Consider the following 16,297-nt stretch of genomic DNA (forward strand, 5'->3'; position numbering starts at 1 on the left):
GCCGCCCGCCGTGGGCAGTGATACCGGCCGCCCCCTCCCGCGCTTCGCCGCCCTCGGCTCCAACCAGGTCAACCTCCGGGTCGGCCCGGACCTGCGCTTCCGCATCGACTGGACCTACCAGCGCAAGGACCTGCCGGTGCAGATCATCGAGGAGCACCAGGCCTGGCGCCGCATCCGCGACCCGGAAGGCACCGAGGGCTGGGTCCAGAAGCCCCTGCTCTCCGCCCGCCGCAGCTTCCTGGTCCAGGGCGAGGAACGCGCCCTCCGCCGGAAGCCGGAGGAAACCGCCGACCTCGTCGCCCGGCTGCGGCCCGGCGTCATCGGCAGCCTCCGCCATTGCGAAGCCGCCAGCGCCTGGTGCGAGGCCCGGGTCGGCGATTACCGCGGCTATATCCGCCGCAGCGAGATCTGGGGCATCGCCCCGGGCGAAGTCATCGAGTGAGACTGGACGCGAGCCCCGCTCGCGCCCTAGCCTATCCGCCATGACCGACGCCCCCATCCCCGCCATCCACGACCTCGGCGGCGCCAGCCGCTACCGCTGCACCCCCGTCGAGCGCGACGAGGCCCCGCCGGACGACTTCGGCAAGCGGGTGGACGCGCTGCGCCAGATCCTGGCGCAGAAGAAGATGATGACAGTCGACGAACTGCGCCGGGGCATCGAATCCATCCCCGAGGGCGAATACTTCAGCCTGACCTACTACGAGCGCTGGCTGACCTCGATCACCGCGCTCATGGTCGAGAAGGGCGTCATTGCCGCGGAGGAGGTGGCATGACCGCCTTCGCCCCCGGCGACCGGGTCCGTGTCAAGGACGACTGGCCCGAGGCCCGTGGCCGCTGCCACATCCGCACCCCGCACTACCTGCGCGGCCGCAGCGGCACGGTGGAACGGGTGCTCGGCAGCTTCGCCAACCCCGAGGACCTAGCCTTCGCCCGCCCCGCCCCGGCCCGTCCGCTCTACCACGTCCTGTTCGACCAGCCGCCGATCTGGTCCGAGGGTGAGGCCGGCGACAGCCTGCTGGTGGAAATCTTCGAACACTGGCTGGAACCGGCAGCCCCGGTGCAGGAGGCAGCATGAGCGCGCCCGCCCGTCCCCAATCCATCGCCCTGCTGGAAAAGCTGGTCACCGCGCTGAAGGCCAAGGGGCTGGTCTCCGAGGAGGAGATCGCCGCCCGCCAGGCCAGTACCGACAAGGCCAGCCCGGAAATCGGCGCCCGCATGGTCGCCAAGGCCTGGCTCGATCCGGAATGGCGCAAGTTCATGGTCGCCAACGGCGCCGCCGCGGCGGAGCAGATGGGCGTCTCCATGGCCGGCGCGCCGCCGCTGGGCATCCTCGAGGATACCCCCACGCTGCACCACTTGGTGGTCTGCACCCTCTGCAGCTGCTACCCGCGCGCCGTGCTCGGCTACCCGCCGCACTGGTACAAATCCTTCGAATACCGCTCCCGCGCGGTGCGGGAGCCGCGCGCGGTGCTGGCCGAATGGGGCACCACCGTCGCCCCCGGCGTGCAGCTCCGCGTCATCGACAGCACCGCCGACTACCGCTGGATGGTCCTGCCCTTGCGCCCCGAGGGCACCGAAGGCTGGGACGAGGCGCAGCTCGCCGCCCTGGTCACGCGTGACGTGCTGGTCGGGGTTGCGCTGCCACGGCTTCCGGTCGCGCTCGCCGCCGAGTAGCCTCCTGGCCGGAAACGGCAGGAAGTAACGTGCACGGAATGGGCACTTAGGATGGGGCAGCCGGATGGCCTGCCCGAGCCGCGGCGCAGCTTCGCCATCGGCGCGATTCTGGTTTCGATCGTCATCACCGTGCTGGACACCGCCATGATCAACGTGGCGCTGCCGGCAATCGGCCGGGACCTCGGCGTGGACCCGGCCAGCGTGATCTGGCTGACCAACGGCTATCAGGTCGTGGTGGTCGCCACCCTCATCTCCTTCGCCTCGCTCGCCGAGATCCTCGGCTTCCGGCGCGTCTTCCTGGCGGGGATGGTGCTCTACGTCACCGCCTCCCTCGGCTGCGCCCTGGCGCCCTCCTTCCCGCTGCTAGTGGTGGCGCGGGTGGTGCAGGGGCTCGGCGCCTCGGCCGTCATGGCGCTGACGGCGGGGCTGGTGCGCTATACCTACCCCTCCCGCCAGCTCGGCCGCGCCATCGGCGTGAATGCGATGACCGTCGCCATCTCGGCGGCGGCGGGTCCCAGCATCGGCTCGGCCATCCTCGCGCTCGGGCCCTGGCCCTGGCTCTTCGCGGTGAACGTGCCGCTCGGCCTAGCCGGCATCGTCATCGGCTACTACACCCTGCCGCAGACCCCGCGCGCCCGGCGGCGCTTCGACTGGACGGCGGCGGTCCTGGCCGCGGTCGCCTTCGGCATGATCTTCCTCGGCATGGACCTCGTGCTCTCGGCGCCCCTGGCCGGCGCGCTGGGCCTCGGCATCGGCCTGGCCGCGGCGGTGGCGCTGGTGCGGCGGGACCTGGCGACGCCGACGCCGCTGCTGCCGCTGGACCTGCTGCGGCTGCCGGCCGTCGGCGTCGCGGTCGCCGCCTCGGTCTGCTGCTTCACCGCCTGGTCGCTGAGTTTCGTCTCGCTGCCCTTCCACTTCATCGCCAATGGCCATGGGCAGGTGGAGACCGGCCTGCTGATGACGCCCTGGCCGCTGGCCCTCGCGGTCGCCGCGCCACTGGCCGGCCGGCTCTCGGACCGGATGCCGACCGCCTTCCTCTGCATGCTGGGCGGCGGCACGCTCTCCCTCGCCCTGCTGGTGCTGGTGCTGCTGCCCGGCGACTCGCCGATGCCGTTGCTGGCGCTGGTGGTCGGCCTGGCCGGGGCCGGCTTCGGCTTCTTCATGACTCCCAACAACCGGACCATGCTCTCCGCCGCGCCCATGGCCCGCAGCGGCGGCGCCGGCGGCATGCAGGCGACCGCCCGGCTGACCGGCCAGACCCTGGGCACCACCCTGGTCGCCATCGCCTTCCAGCTCGGCGGCGGGCCGAAGCTGGCCCTGGCGGCGGGAGTCGGCTTCGCCCTCGCCGCCGCCGGCTTCAGCCTGGTCCGTGGCCGGCTGAAGTGACTAGACCTGCGCCCCCTCGATCAGCCCGCCGAAGCGTTCCCAGGTCGTCCCGGTCCATTTCTGCAGCTGCATCTGCCGGATGGGGTGGAAGTTGTCCGGCGCGGTATTCACCAGGATGCCGGGGATCAGGGTCGGCACTTCCAGCGCGTGGATGCTGGCCACCTGCCGCATGATGTTGTCGCGGGCGAAATTGCCCTCGCATTGCTTCAGCACCTGCATCAGCGTGCTTGCCACGCCGAAGGCGAAGGGGAAGCTGCCGTCCTTCAGGTCGCCCTCCGGCAGGTACTTCGCCATGAAGGCTCGCCACTGGTTCATCCCGGCATCATTGGCCCAGCCCGGATCGGTCGGATCCTTCAGATAGGCCGAGGTGATGATGCCGATGCCCCGCTCCGGCCCGGCCGGCTCCATCACCGTGCCGACGCTGATCGAGACGTTGGTCAGGTAATGCAGCGGCTTCCAGCCGACCTCGGCGACGCGGCGGATGGTCTGCGCCGCGAATTTCGGCGTGGTCGCGGTCAGCAGCACATCGGCGCCGCTACCCTGCAGGGAGACGACCTGGCTGTCGATCGTCGGATCCGTCGCCTCATGCGAGATCGCCTTCACCACGCTGTCAAAGCGTGGCCCGAGGATATCCCGCACCCCGGTGACGTAGTCCTTGCCGAAGTCGTCGTTCTGGTACAGCAGCGCCAGCTTCGCGTTCGGCTTCTGCTCCAGCATGTGCTTGACGTAGATCTGCGCCTCGGTCCGGTAGCTGGGCTGCCAGCCGATGGTCCAGGGCGTCTCCTGGTAGGTGCCCCACTTGTCCGCGCCGGTGGACAGGAACAGGTGCGGCACCTTGCGCTGGTTCATGTAGCGGACGATGGCGCTGTTGCTGGCGGTGCCCAGCGGGTTGAACAGGAAGGCGACCTTGTCCTGTTCCACCAGCCGCCGGGTCTGCTCCACCGTCTTCGGCGGGCTATAGCCGTCGTCGTAGGTGATGAAGTTGATCTTGCGGCCGCCGACGCCGCCCTGGTCGTTGATCATGCGGAAGAAGGCGGTATGCGACCGGCCGATGCTGCCATAGGCGCTGGCGGGCCCGCTGTAAGGCATGGTGTTGCCGATGCGGATCTCGCTGGCGGTGACGCCCGGCAAATCCTGTGCGTGACCCACGGCCGGCGCGGCAAGCGCGCTGGCCAACAGCATGCGACGGTTCAGCATGATTTTTGTCCTCCCTGTGGTGGAACGGCGAGGGCTACACGTTGGCGCCCTCGATCACGCCGCCGAAGCGCACCCAGGACCTGCCGTCCCAGCGCTGCAGCTGCATGTGGCGGATGGGGTGGTAGTTGGCCGGGCTGGTGTTGACCTTCACGCCCGGCAGCAGGGTCCCGATCTCGAGCGGCGCGATGTTCGTCGCCTGCTTCATGACGTTGTCGCGGGAGAAATTGCTGCCGCACTGCTTCAGCACCTGGATCATCGTGCTGCCGGCGCCATAGGCATAGGTGTAGTTGTTGTCGCCCAGCTCCCCGTCCGGGATGTAGCGGCGCATGAAGTCGCGCCACTCGTTCATCCCGGCATCATCGGCCCAGCTCGGGTCCGACTGGTCCTTCCGGTAGTCGGAGGTGATGAGGCCGACGCCCTTCTCGACCCCCGCCGGCTGCATGACGATGGAGCCGGAGACCGAGACATTGGTCATGAACATCATCGGCTTCCAGCCGATGTCGAAGACCTTGCGGATGGCCTGCGCCGCGAAGCGCGGGATGATGCCGCAGATCAGCACGTCGCAGCCCGAGGACTGCAGGGTCACGATCTGGCTGTCGATCGTCGCATCCGTCGCCTCGTGCGAGACCAGCTTCACCATGGCATCGAAGCGGTCGCCCAGGATGTCCCGCACGCCGTTGACGTAGTCCTTGCCGAAGTCGTCGTTCTGGTACAGCAGGCCGATCTTCGCCGCCGGCTTCTGCTCCAGCACGTATTTCGCGTAGATCTGCGCCTCGGTCCGGTAGCTGGGCTGCCAGCCGATGGTCCAGGGATACTCCTTCGGCTGCCCCCATTTGTCGGCGCCCGTCGCCAGGAACAGGTGCGGGATCTTGCGGGAATTCACGTAGCGATGGATCGCGCTGTTGGTCGGGGTGCCGAGCTGGTTGAACAGGAAGGCGACCTTGTCCTGTTCCACCAGCCGCCGGGTCTGCTCCAGCGTGCGCGGCGGCTGGTAGCTGTCGTCATAGACGATGAAATTCACCTGCCGCCCGGCGATGCCGCCCTGGTCGTTCACCCGCTTGAACATGGCGGACAGGCAGCGCGAGATGACCGAATAGGACGAGGCCGGGCCGGAGAGCGCATTGGTGCTGCCGATGCGGATCTCGGTCGCCGTCACGCCCGGCGCCTCCTGCGCGGCGGCGATGGCGGGGGCGACCAAGGCGGCGGCGGTCCCGGTCAGCAAGGCACGGCGATTGAAAATCATGGTCGTTGTCCCGGTCTTCGTTTGGTTGTTATCGGCCGCGCAGTTTCGCGGCGATCCGGCGCAGCAGCCCGGCGAATCCGTCGGGCAGGACAAAGAGGAAGGCAATGAGGATAATGCCGTAGATCACCCCCGGCGCCGCCTTGGAGATGGCCTCGGCGATGTTGGGGACGAACAGCACGAACAGCCCGCCGAAGAGCGAGCCGAGGATGGAGGCGACGCCCCCCACCACCATCCCGACGAACAGGGTGATGGAGACGCCGAAGCCGAAGCTGTCCGGCGCCACGAATTCCACCGCCACGGCGGAGAGCGACCCGGCGAGCCCGGTGATCATCGCGCTGGTGGCGAAGGCCCGGGTCTTCAGGGTCGCGGTATCCATCCCCATGGCCTCGGCCGCGGTCGGATGGTCCCTTGTTGCCATCAGTGCCCGGCCGATCCGCCCGCGGATGAGGTTCCAGGACAGCAGGAAGCAGACCGCCGCGATGCCGACCGCGACCAGGTACATCCACTGGTCCGCGGTGATCGCCACCGGCAGCCAGGCCGGCGGTTCCGGCTTCACCAGGAACAGCCCCTGCACGCCGCCGGTCCAGTCCTCCAGCGCCTTGTGCTTGAGGATCTGCGGCACCGCGACCGCCAGGGAGAAGGTCGTCAGCGCCAGGTACAGCCCGCCCAGCCGCAGCGCCGGGAAGCCGACGCCATAGCCCACCAGCCCGCAGATCGCCGCCGAGGGCGCCAGGGTCGCCCAGAAGGACCAGTCGAGATGCGACATCAGGATCGCGGTCACGTAGGCGCCCACCGCGAAGAAGGCGCCATGCCCCAGCGAGATCTGCCCGTTGTAGCCGCTGACGATGTTCAGCCCGAGCACCGCCAGCGCCATGATCACCGCCATGGTGAGCTGGAACAGGTGGAAGCTTTCCAGCAGGAACAGCGGCGCGATGGCCAGCGCCACGCCCGCCAGCACGAAACCCACCCGCTGCCAGGCCGGCGTCGCCGGCCGGGCGGAAGCGAGGGACAAAGGCAGCGCCAGATTCTCGCCCATCGCCCTATACCCTGCTGGTCACGACGCGGCCGAACAGGCCGGAGGGCTTGACGACCAGCACGCCGATGATGATGGCCAGCGCCACCGTCAGCTTCAGCTCCGTCCCCACCACATAGGCACCCGCCAGATTCTCCAGCACGCCCACGGTGAAGCCGCCGAGGACCGCGCCGGAGGGATTGTCGATGCCGCCCATCAGCGCCCCGGCGAAGGCATAGAGCAATATGCCCAGCATCATCGTCGGGTCGAGGAAGACGACTGGCGCCACCATCATCCCGGCGACCGCACCGATCGCCGCCGCCAGCCCCCAGCCCAGCGCCAGCATCCAGCCGACCCTGACGCCGACCAGCCGCGCCGAGCGCGGGTTGTAGGCCGCCGCCCGCATCGCCAGCCCAAGGCTGGTATAACGGAAGAACAGGAAGACCAGCGCCAGCACCACCAGCGTCACCGCCGTGCTGCCCAGCTCATGCGCCGAGACCAGCCCGCCGAGGATCGGCTTCTCCGAGCTGAAGGGCGAGGGGAAGACCTTCGTCGTGTAGCCGAAGACCCAGCCGGTCAAGTTGCCGACGATCAGCAGCAGCCCGATGAAGACCCCGACATGCGTCAGCACCGGCGCATTCTGAACCGGCCGCAGCAGGATGCGCTCCACCAGCACGCCGATGATGAAGGAGACGACGACGGTGCCGAAGAAGGCGACCCAATAGGGCATCCCCGCCTGCACCATGGACCAGGCGATGAAGGTCGACAGCGTCGCCATCTCGCCTTGCGCGAAATTCACGTGATGCGTCGCCTGGTAGATCATCACCAGCGCCAGCGCGACCGAGGCATAGATGCCCCCCGTCGCGATGCCGGCGATGACCTGATGTGCGAGACCATCCATCGGCTTCAGTATCCCAGGTAGGAACGGCGGATGGCCTCGTCCTGCCGGATCTCCGCCGCCGGACCGGCGACGACGATGCGCCCCGTCTCCAGCAGATAGGCCCGGTCGGCGAGGTCCAGCGCGAGGTTGGCGTTCTGCTCCACCAGCAATATGCCGACGCCGCGCTCGTCGCGGATGCGGCGCATGATGCCGAAGATCTCCTGCACGATCAGCGGCGCCAGCCCGAAGCTCGGCTCATCGAGCAGCAGCAGCTTCGGCCGCAGCAGCAGCGCCCGGGCGATCGCCAGCATCTGCTGCTCGCCGCCCGAGAGCGTGCCCGCCTGCTGCCGCCAGCGCTGCTTCAGGCGGGGGAACCAGTCGAACATCCGCTCGAAATCCGCCTGCACCTCGCGGTCCCGCCTGGTATAGGCGCCGAGCCGGAAATTCTCCTCAACCGAGAGTTCCATGAAGGTGCCACGCCCATCCGGCACATGCGCCAGGCCGCGGCGGACGATATCCTCGGTCGCCCGGCCATCGATGCGCTCGCCGTTCAGGGTGATCTCACCCTCGGTGCGGATCATCGCGCAGATGGCCCGCAAGGTCGTCGTCTTGCCCGCGCCATTGGCGCCGAGCAGCGCCGTCACCCCGCCATCCTCGACGACGAAATCGAGGCCGTGCAGCACATGCGTCTGGCCATAGCCGGCCCGGAGCCCCTTCACCTCAAGCAGCATGGGCGGCATCCGGCTCGGCGCCGAGATAGGCGCGGATCACCTCGGGGTCGGCGCGGACCTCGTCCGGCGTGCCATCGGCGATCTTCTTGCCGAAGTCGAGCGCGACCACCTTGTCCGAAACCCGCATCACCAGGTTCATGTGATGCTCGACCAGCAGGATGCCGAGGTCGAAGTTCCGCCGGATGTCCCGCAGCAGCGTCGCCAGGCCGTCGACCTCGCCATGGTTCAGCCCGCCCGCCGGCTCGTCCAGCAGCAGCAGCTTCGGCTTGCCGATCAGCGCGCGGGCCATCTCCACCCGCTTCTGGGTGCCGAAAGGCAGCGCCGCCACCGGCACCTCCGCCACCGCCTCAAGGTCCAGCAGCGCGAGCAGCGACCGCGCATGGTCCTCCGCCGCCGCCTCCTCCCGCCGTGCCGCCGGCAGCCGCAGCGCATTGGCCAGGAAGCCGGCACTCCCCTGGGCATGCGCCCCCGCCAGCACATTCTCCCGCACCGTCATGCTGCGGAACAGCGCCAGGTTCTGGAAGGTCCGCCCCAGGCCGAGCGGCGCCATGCGATGCCGCGGCTGCCCGGTCGTCCCCTGCCCGGCGAAGCGCACCTCGCCCTCGGTCGGCTGGTAGATGCCGCTGATGACGTTGAAGAGCGTGGTCTTGCCGGCACCATTGGGGCCGATCAGCCCGCAGATCTGCCGCTCCTCCACCTCGAAGGAGACCCCGGCGACGGCGGTGACGCCGCCGAACCGGACGATGACGTCACGGACCTCGAGCAGAGCCATGCGTCAGCCATCCCCGCGGCGGCGGCGGATGGCCTGACGCATCGGCGAAGGACCTTGTCGGCCTGCCATGCACCCCCCTAGTGGCTTGCCTTCGCCCCCTGGGGGCCGGCCGCCGTTCTTTCCAGACGGCGGCCATAGAAGCGGGCAAGCCGGGGGTTAGGCAAGCGGCAAAAGGTTACCGCCCCTGCTGCCGGCGCAGCCGGAGCATCATGCTGTCGAAAGCGTAATCCGAGACCTGGTGATAGGCGTAGTGCCGGTCCCGGAAGGCCACCTGGCTTTCCAGCAATTCCTTGAACTTCGGATTGGCCGCCGACAGCTCGGCGAAGACCTCCTGCGTCGAGCGGTGGAGCGTATCGATCACCTCGTTGGGGAAGGCACGGAGCTGCACCCCCTCGGCCACCAGCCGGTACAGCGCATCGACGTTCTTCCAGTCGTATTGCGCCAGCATCCAGGTGCTGGCCGCGGTGCAGGCCGTCTCGATCGCGGCACGATAGGCCGGCGGCAGCGCCTGGAATTTCTGCAGGTTGGCGAAGGCGTGGAAGACCGCGCCACCCTCGCCCCAGCCGGGGTAGTAGTAGTAGCGCGCCACCTTGTTGAAGCCGAGCTTGGCATCGTCGTAGGGGCCGATGTACTCGACCCCGTCGATCGTCCCCCGCTCCAGCGCCGGATAGATGTCGCCCGGCGCGATCTGCTGCGGCACCACGCCCACCTTGGACATGACATTGCCGGCCAGCCCGGCGACCCGGAACTTCAGCCCGCGCAGATCCTCGGCGGTGCGGATCTCGCGGCGGAACCAGCCGCCCATCTGGTTGCCGGTATTGCCGCAGGGCATCGCATGGATGTCGAAGTCCCGGTAGACGCCGTTGAGCAGCTCGTTGCCGCCGCCATGGTAGAACCAGGCATGCTGCTGCCGCACGTTCAGCATGAAGGGCACGGTCGTCGAAAAGGCCAGGGCGCTGTTCTTGCCGGTGAAGAACAGCCCGCCGGTATGCGCCATCTCGACGCTGCCGGAGCTCACCGCATCCATCGCCTGCAGGCCCGGCACCAGCTCCCCGGCGGGGAAGGGCGTGATGCGGAAGCGGCCGTCGGTGATCTCGCTCACCATCCGGCACATGTACTCGCTGGTCGAATAGGTGATGTCGAGCGTGCGGGGGAAGCTGCTGGTCAGCCGCCAGCGGATCTCCGGCAGGCTCTGGGCGATGGCGGGTGTGGCCAATGCCACCGGCGTGGCGATGCCGGCGGCCAGCATGATGCGTCGCTGCATGGGGAAGCCTCCTGTCCGCCGGACCTGGCCCGGCGTCTGCGGCAACCCCTGCTGCAAGGCCGATGCCATTCCCGAACGGGCGGTCAGGCCTCTCTCAGGCTAGGATCCCGGCGCCCCGGCACCGCACCGCTGCCCAATGCGGCAGCAGAACGGGCCTTACGCGGGCGCTCAGGCCCGGCCGGCGACGCTGCCTACCAGGCATCCTCGCGCGCGGCGGCCGCCACCTTGTGGAAGCCGGTGATGGCATCGAAGGTCTGCTGCGCGATCTCCGCCGCCGGATCGCTCAGCTTCGCCACGATCAGGTACAGCCGCCCCCGCCCCGCATTGGCATGGGAGGCTGCATGGAACAGCTCGGCAGTCGGCGGCGCCGCATACTTGATCAGCGCCTCGTCCTTCAGCGGCCGGCTGCCGATGCGCTTGGTGTCGTACCACTGCCGCAGCGCATAGACCGCGCCATCGGCCGGGTCGCGGCCGAAGGCACCGGGATTGGTGCGGTCGAGCGGCGTATAGGACGCCGACTTGTCGATCAGCCGCAGGTTGAAGTCGAGCCCTGCGGCGATCCCGGCCGGGCGCAGGGTCACGCGCCATTCGAAGGCGCCCTTCACCGCTTCCAGCACCGCCGAGGCATCCGGCTTGAAGGCATTGCGCGCGCCCTTGAAGCGCTCGTCGGTGGCCAGGGCCTTGGCCCATTGGCCGAACAGCGCCTGGACATCGACTCTGTTCTCGATCGGCTGCAGGCGCAGCATGTCGAGCACGGCGGGGGCTTCGGTGGTCGGGGAATCGCTCATCGGCGGCGTGTATCCACCAGCACGCCGGAGGATCGCAGGGCTGCGAGCTCGGCGGCGGAAAAACCGTTCTGGGACAGCACGCTGTCGGTGTGCTCGGCGTAGCGCGGCGGTTCGGACCGGGTGCCACCCGGGGTGCGCGACAGCTTGATCGGCGTACCGAGACCCCGGTAGTCGCCGAGTTCGGTCACCATGGCACGATGCGCGGTATGCGCCGCGGCCATGGCTTCATCCACATGCAGCACCGGCCCGGCCGGCAGGCCGGCGGCGAGCATGCGTCGGGTCAGGTCATGCCCGTCCTCATCGGCGAAGCGCGCATTCAGCACCTCGGTCAGCGCGTCTCGGTTGACGACGCGGGCCCCGTTGGTGGCGAAGCGTTCGTCCTTCGCCATCTCGGGGAAGCCGAGGAATTCGCAGAACTTGCGGAAGGCCGGATCATTGCCCGCGGCCACGAAGATCTCGCAGGTACGGGTGCGGAACTTCGAATACGGCGCAAGGTTGGGATGCGGGTTGCCAGTGGCCTTGGGCCGCTTGCCATTAAGAAAGAAATTCGCCGCATGCGGGTGAAGCAGCGCCATGCCGCAATCATGCAGTGTCATGTCGACATACTGGCCGAGCCCGCTCTTCGCACGCTCCTGCAAGGCCATCAGGATACCGATGGTGCTGAACAGCCCGGTGGCGATGTCGACGATCGGGTTGCCCAATCGCGTCGGCCCGCTATCCTCGGTGCCGTTGATCGACATCAGCCCGACCATCGCCTGCAGCACGGCGTCATAGCCGGGAAAGCCCCCCAGCGGACCATCCGCGCCGAAACCGGAGACGCGGCAATGCACCAAGCCCGGGAAGCGCGCCTGCAGCACCGCCTCGTAGCCGAGGCCCCACTTCTCCATGCTGCCCGGCTTGAAATTCTCGATCAGCACATCGGCGCCATCCAGCAGCCGCAGCAGCACTTCGCGCCCCTCGGGCTTCGAGAGGTCGAGGCCGACGGAGCGCTTGTTGCGGTTGACGCCGACGAAGTAGCTGGCATCGCCGGCCGTGTTGAACGGCGGGCCCCAGTCGCGGACCTCGTCGCCCTGCGGCGGCTCCAGCTTGATCACCTCGGCGCCGTGGTCCGACAGCACCATGGTGCAATAGGGTCCGCCCAGCACGCGGGTCAGGTCGATCACCCGGAGGCCGGCCAGGGCGCCGGCGGAGCCCGCCAGGCCAAGCCCCTGAAGCCCCTCACCGGCGGGTGTTGCGTCGCTCATCCAGTCGCTTTCCTTTACTCCGCCGCGGGCGCCGCGGCTCTCTCGGTCTGCCGGCGTGCCGGCGCTGACCGGACTCGGCGCAGGGCCAGGGCCCCGGTGCAACCCCTCTGTAATCCGAACGCGGATTTTGTGCGAATTTACCGATCGGCGGCGGAGCGGATGTCATGAGCAGCGCCCTGCCCGAAGCCCCCGCCGCGGAACCGATGACGCTGGAAGGCCCGCGCCTGCGCCTGCGCCCCTGGCAGCCGGCGGACCTGGCGCCCCTCGCCGCGCTGAACGCCGATCCCGCGGTGATGCGGCACTTCCCCGGCCCGCTGTCCCGCACGGAGAGCGATGCCTGGGCGGAGCGGCTGGCCGGGCATTTCACCCGGCACGGCTGGGGCTTCTGGGCAGTGGAGCGGCGCACGGCCCCGGGGCTGGTCGGCCTGGTCGGGTTGCAGCACATCCCCTGGGACCCGCCCTGGGACGCCGGCTTCACCCCGGCGGTCGAACTCGGCTGGCGCATCGCGCCCCCCCACCAGCGCCAGGGCTATGCCGAGGAAGCGGCGCAGCTCGCCCTCTGGGCCGGCTACCGGCGCATCGGCCTGGCCGAGATCATCGCCTTCACCACCCCCGCCAATGCGCCCTCCTGGCTGCTCATGGCCAAGCTCGGCATGCGACCCCACGGCACCTTCGAACATCCCCGGCTGCCGGCCGGCCATCCGCTCCGCACCCATCTGCTCTATCGCCTCGGCCGGATGGACTGGCAGCCGCCCGGCTGGCTGGACTAGCAGCCCCCCTTGCGGAAAGCCCGGCCGCGCAACAGGCTGTCGCGCGGGAGGAACCAATCCATGCGCATGATCGCCGCGGGCCTGCTGGCCATCGGGGTGGCCGCCGCCATGCCCGCCCGGGCCGAGTTCCAGCGGCTCGAGCTCAGCGGCCCCGCCGCGCCGGCCTTCGGCGGCCAGGAATTCGGCACCGCCGGGGCCTATCTGCGGATCACCGGCAAGGCCACCGTCGCGGTGGACCCCGCCGATGCGCGCAATGCCCTCATCGCCGACATCGCCCTGGCGCCGCGCGATGCCGCCGGCCGGGTCCAGGCCACGGCGGAGGTGGTGATCCTGCGCCCCGCCGACATGGCCCGCGGCAACGGCACCCTGCTGCTGGAAGTGCCGAACCGCGGCCGGGAGATCATCGGCCAGCTCATGAACGACACCGCCGGCGCCAATGTCCTGGCCAATGGCACCGCCGCCGGCAACGGCCACCTGCTGGCGCAGGGCTATACCCTGGCCTGGATCGGCTGGCAGGCGGACCTCGCCCCCGGCACCGGCATGCGCCTCGCCGCCCCTGTCCTGCCCGGCGTGACCGGCCCCTCGCGGGAGGAATTCCTTTTCGACCATACCCAGTCCCCGGTGGCGGCGCCGCTGACCTATCCGGCCGCCAGCCCGGAGGGCGCCATCCTCACGGTCCGCGCCCAGGCAGGCGACGCCAGGCAGACGCCGCCCGGCCTCGCCTTCCGCTTCCTCGATCCGCAGCGGATCGAGATCACCCGCCCACCCGGCTTCGATGCCGGCGCACTCTATGAACTGATCTACACCGCGAAGGAGCCGGTGGTGCAGGGCCTGGCCTTCGCCGCCGTGCGGGACATCGCCGCCTTCCTCCGCCACGACAGGTCCGAGGCCAATCCCCTGGTCCCCGCCGCCAATGCCCGCCCCGGCATCGACCGCGCGATCCTCACCGGCATCTCCCAATCCGGCCGCTTCGTGCGGGACTACCTCTACCTCGGCTTCAACCAGGACGAGGCCGGGCGCCAGGTCTTCGACGCCATGCTGGCGCATATCCCCGGCACCCGCCGCACCTTCACCAATGCCCGCTTCGCCCAGCCCGGCCGCAACCCGACCCCGCATGGCGACCGGCTCTACCCCGCCGATCAATTCCCCTTCACTTATGCGGTGACCGAGGACCACCTCAGCGGCCGGCGCGACGGGCTGCTGCTGCGCTGCCGGGTGAGCAATACCTGCCCGCGCATCATGCAGACGGATAGCGAGTACGAATTCTGGGGCGCCCGCGCCTCCCTCCTGGTGACGGATACGCGCGGCAACCACATCGACCTGCCGCCCGAGGTCCGCGCCTATCTGATGACCGGCCATCCGCACTATGCCGCGGCCCAGGCGGTGGCGGCGCCGATCGACCGCTGCGCCCTGCCGGTGAACCCGCTGCAGGCCGGCGGCCCGATGCGGGCGCTGCTGGCGGCGCTGGAGGCCTGGATGCGCGACGGCGTGGAACCGCCCGCCAGCCGCTACCCGATGCGGCGCGACGGCACCCTGCAGCCGGCGGCCGGGCTCTATCCGGCGATCCCGGCGCTCGGCTACCGCGGCACCCATGGTCCGGCGCAATGGGTGGACAACACCGTGGTGCCGCCGGTGGTGAAGGGCGAATACCCGGTGCTGCTGCCGCGCGTCGATGCCGACGGCAATGCCATCGCCGGCCTGCGCAGCCCGGCCATCGAGGTTCCCAAGGCGACCTATACCGGCTGGAACCCCCGTGCCGAGGGCTTCGCCGCGGGCGCCCTCTGCACCAACACCGGCGCCGTCGTCGCCTTCGCCGCCACCCGCGCGGACCGCGAGGCCGCCGGCGACCCGCGCCCCTCGCTCGCCGAGCGCTACGCCACCCCCACCGCCTACCGCGACGCGGTGCAGGCCGCCGCCGCCCGGCTGGTGGCCGAGAGGCTGCTGCTGCCGGCCGATGCCAGGGCGATGCTGGCCGCGGCGGAGGCCGATACCCTGGCCCGGCTGCACCGCTGACCAGTCCATGGTCGGGCGACCGTCCTAATTGATTGGTCGCCGCCGCCGGGCATGCTAGCCTCGCCCCAGGCGAGGGAGGATCACAGGATGGCCGCTGCCGAACTCGGACAGTTGGAGCCGCAACGGAGCGAGGCTCTCTCCCGCGCCGAACCGCCCGCCGCCGGCCCGGTCGAGCGCGCCCGCGCCCTGATCCCCCTGCTGGAAGCCGCCGCCCCCGCCATCGAGGCCGGCCGCCAGCTCACGCCCGACGTCCTGCAGGCGCTGCGCGAAAACGACTTCTTCCGCCTGCTGACCGCCCGCGCCATCGGCGGCCAGGCCCTCTCGCTCCCGGTCTTCGCCGAGATCTGCGAGGCGCTAGCGATCGGCGACCCGAGCACCGCCTGGTGCGTGAATCAGGGCAATGTCTCCATCCTCACCTCCTCCACCTATCTGGCACCGGAGGTGGGCCGCGCCCTGTTCGGCGCCCGCGACCAGGCCCTCGCCTGGGGTGCCCAGCACAACCGGGCGACCGCGACGGTCGTCCCCGGCGGCTTCCGGGTGACCGGCAGCTGGGACTTCGCCAGCGGCAGCCGGCACGCGACGACGCTCGGCGCCCATGTGCCCGTGGTGCTGGCCGATGGCACGCCGCGCCCCGGGCCGAACGGCAAGCCGGAATTCGTCACCGTGCTGTTTCCCAAGGCAGAGGCGACCATCACCGGCGACTGGGCCTCCATGGGGCTGCGCGGCACCGGCAGCGATACCTATGCCCTGACCGACCTTTTCGTGCCCGATAGCCATGCCTGCTTCCGCGACCGGCTGGACGAACGGCAGGAGCACGGCACCATCACCGCCTTCACCTCCCACCTCTGCTATGCCACCGGCTTCTCCGCGACGGCGCTCGGCACTGCCCGCGGCATGCTGAACCGCTTCGTCGCCCTGGCCCGCGGCAAGACCGCCCGCGCCGGCGCGCAATCCATGGCGGAGAACCATTCCATCCAGGCGCAGATCGGCCAGCTCGAGGCGAAGCTGCGCAGCGCCCGAATGTACCTGCTGGGCACCGCGCGGGAGGCCTGGGCCGAGGCCGAGGCCACCGGCGCCGCCTCGCTCGAGACCCGCATGGCGCTGCGGCTGGCGACCACCAGCGTGATGGCGGAGGCGACCGAGGTTTCCGTCGCCTGCTACCGCGCCGCCGGCACCACCGCCGTACTGGAATCGGAACCCTTCGAGCGGCGCTTCCGCGACGCCATGTGCATCTCCCAGCATCTCCAGGCGACGCCCTGGCACCTGGAGATGGTCGGCCGCCACCTGCTGGGCGTGCCGCAGGTCCCGCAATTCGTCTGAGGC

17 protein-coding genes are annotated in these 16,297 nt (G+C 69.8%); 8 read left to right on the top strand and 9 right to left on the bottom strand.

Annotated features, from left to right (window positions below):
- The 5 genes from AC0IW9_RS04270 to AC0IW9_RS04290 all read left to right on the top strand — a co-directional run.
- On the top strand, positions 1–442 hold a 442-nt coding region (locus AC0IW9_RS04270), incomplete at its 5' end, for an SH3 domain-containing protein (RefSeq protein WP_471646967.1).
- 40 nt (positions 443–482) lie between these two features.
- On the top strand, positions 483–773 hold the full coding sequence (locus tag AC0IW9_RS04275; RefSeq protein WP_471646968.1) for a nitrile hydratase: 291 nt from the start codon (positions 483–485) through the stop codon (positions 771–773).
- Positions 770–1,075, top strand: coding sequence for an SH3-like domain-containing protein (locus AC0IW9_RS04280; protein WP_471646969.1), 306 nt, complete (start codon positions 770–772; stop codon positions 1,073–1,075). The genes AC0IW9_RS04275 and AC0IW9_RS04280 overlap by 4 nt, the downstream gene beginning before the upstream one ends.
- Positions 1,072–1,674, top strand: coding sequence for a nitrile hydratase subunit alpha (locus tag AC0IW9_RS04285; protein ID WP_471646970.1), 603 nt, complete (start codon positions 1,072–1,074; stop codon positions 1,672–1,674). The genes AC0IW9_RS04280 and AC0IW9_RS04285 overlap by 4 nt, the downstream gene beginning before the upstream one ends.
- Before the next feature lie 51 nt (positions 1,675–1,725).
- Positions 1,726–3,060, top strand: a complete 1,335-nt coding sequence (locus AC0IW9_RS04290) for an MFS transporter (protein WP_471646971.1) — start codon at positions 1,726–1,728, stop codon at positions 3,058–3,060.
- Here the strand turns inward: AC0IW9_RS04290 and AC0IW9_RS04295 are convergent, their stop codons facing one another.
- The 9 genes from AC0IW9_RS04295 to AC0IW9_RS04335 form a co-directional block, all read right to left on the bottom strand.
- Positions 3,061–4,257: an ABC transporter substrate-binding protein gene (locus AC0IW9_RS04295; protein ID WP_471646972.1), complete on the bottom strand. Its 1,197-nt coding sequence runs from the start codon at positions 4,255–4,257 to the stop codon at positions 3,061–3,063.
- A gap of 34 nt (positions 4,258–4,291) precedes the next feature.
- Positions 4,292–5,500: an ABC transporter substrate-binding protein gene (locus AC0IW9_RS04300; RefSeq protein WP_471646973.1), complete on the bottom strand. Its 1,209-nt coding sequence runs from the start codon at positions 5,498–5,500 to the stop codon at positions 4,292–4,294.
- Between the two features lie 28 nt (positions 5,501–5,528).
- A complete protein-coding gene (locus tag AC0IW9_RS04305) occupies positions 5,529–6,536 on the bottom strand; it encodes a branched-chain amino acid ABC transporter permease (protein WP_471646974.1) in 1,008 nt (335 codons plus the stop codon).
- 4 nt (positions 6,537–6,540) lie between these two features.
- Positions 6,541–7,413: a branched-chain amino acid ABC transporter permease gene (locus AC0IW9_RS04310; RefSeq protein ID WP_471646975.1), complete on the bottom strand. Its 873-nt coding sequence runs from the start codon at positions 7,411–7,413 to the stop codon at positions 6,541–6,543.
- 5 nt (positions 7,414–7,418) lie between these two features.
- Entirely contained in the window at positions 7,419–8,123 is a 705-nt protein-coding gene (locus tag AC0IW9_RS04315; RefSeq protein ID WP_471646976.1) for an ABC transporter ATP-binding protein, read from the bottom strand.
- Positions 8,113–8,895: an ABC transporter ATP-binding protein gene (locus tag AC0IW9_RS04320; protein ID WP_471646977.1), complete on the bottom strand. Its 783-nt coding sequence runs from the start codon at positions 8,893–8,895 to the stop codon at positions 8,113–8,115. The genes AC0IW9_RS04315 and AC0IW9_RS04320 overlap by 11 nt, the downstream gene beginning before the upstream one ends.
- 175 nt (positions 8,896–9,070) lie before the next feature.
- The gene (locus AC0IW9_RS04325) at positions 9,071–10,159 is read right to left on the bottom strand and encodes a TRAP transporter substrate-binding protein (RefSeq protein WP_471646978.1); all 1,089 of its coding nucleotides are present in this window, start codon (positions 10,157–10,159) and stop codon (positions 9,071–9,073) included.
- Between the two features lie 191 nt (positions 10,160–10,350).
- Complete coding sequence (locus AC0IW9_RS04330) at positions 10,351–10,947, bottom strand: hypothetical protein (protein WP_471646979.1); 597 nt, start codon at positions 10,945–10,947, stop codon at positions 10,351–10,353.
- Complete coding sequence (locus tag AC0IW9_RS04335) at positions 10,944–12,191, bottom strand: CaiB/BaiF CoA transferase family protein (RefSeq protein ID WP_471646980.1); 1,248 nt, start codon at positions 12,189–12,191, stop codon at positions 10,944–10,946. Before AC0IW9_RS04335 ends, AC0IW9_RS04330 begins: the two co-directional genes overlap by 4 nt.
- A gap of 164 nt (positions 12,192–12,355) precedes the next feature.
- On the opposite strand from AC0IW9_RS04335, the gene AC0IW9_RS04340 reads away from it, so the two are divergent.
- The 3 genes from AC0IW9_RS04340 (at position 12,356) to AC0IW9_RS04350 (ending at position 16,294) form a co-directional block, all read left to right on the top strand.
- Complete coding sequence (locus AC0IW9_RS04340) at positions 12,356–12,961, top strand: GNAT family N-acetyltransferase (RefSeq protein WP_471646981.1); 606 nt, start codon at positions 12,356–12,358, stop codon at positions 12,959–12,961.
- Between the two features lie 60 nt (positions 12,962–13,021).
- Positions 13,022–14,974 (top strand): alpha/beta hydrolase domain-containing protein, encoded by a 1,953-nt coding sequence (locus AC0IW9_RS04345; RefSeq protein ID WP_471646982.1) that lies wholly within the window; start codon positions 13,022–13,024, stop codon positions 14,972–14,974.
- 87 nt (positions 14,975–15,061) lie between these two features.
- On the top strand, positions 15,062–16,294 hold the full coding sequence (locus AC0IW9_RS04350) for an acyl-CoA dehydrogenase family protein (RefSeq protein WP_471646983.1): 1,233 nt from the start codon (positions 15,062–15,064) through the stop codon (positions 16,292–16,294).
- The last annotated feature ends 3 nt before the right edge of the window (positions 16,295–16,297 follow it).

This window comes from Belnapia sp. AC561, assembly GCF_979252845.1.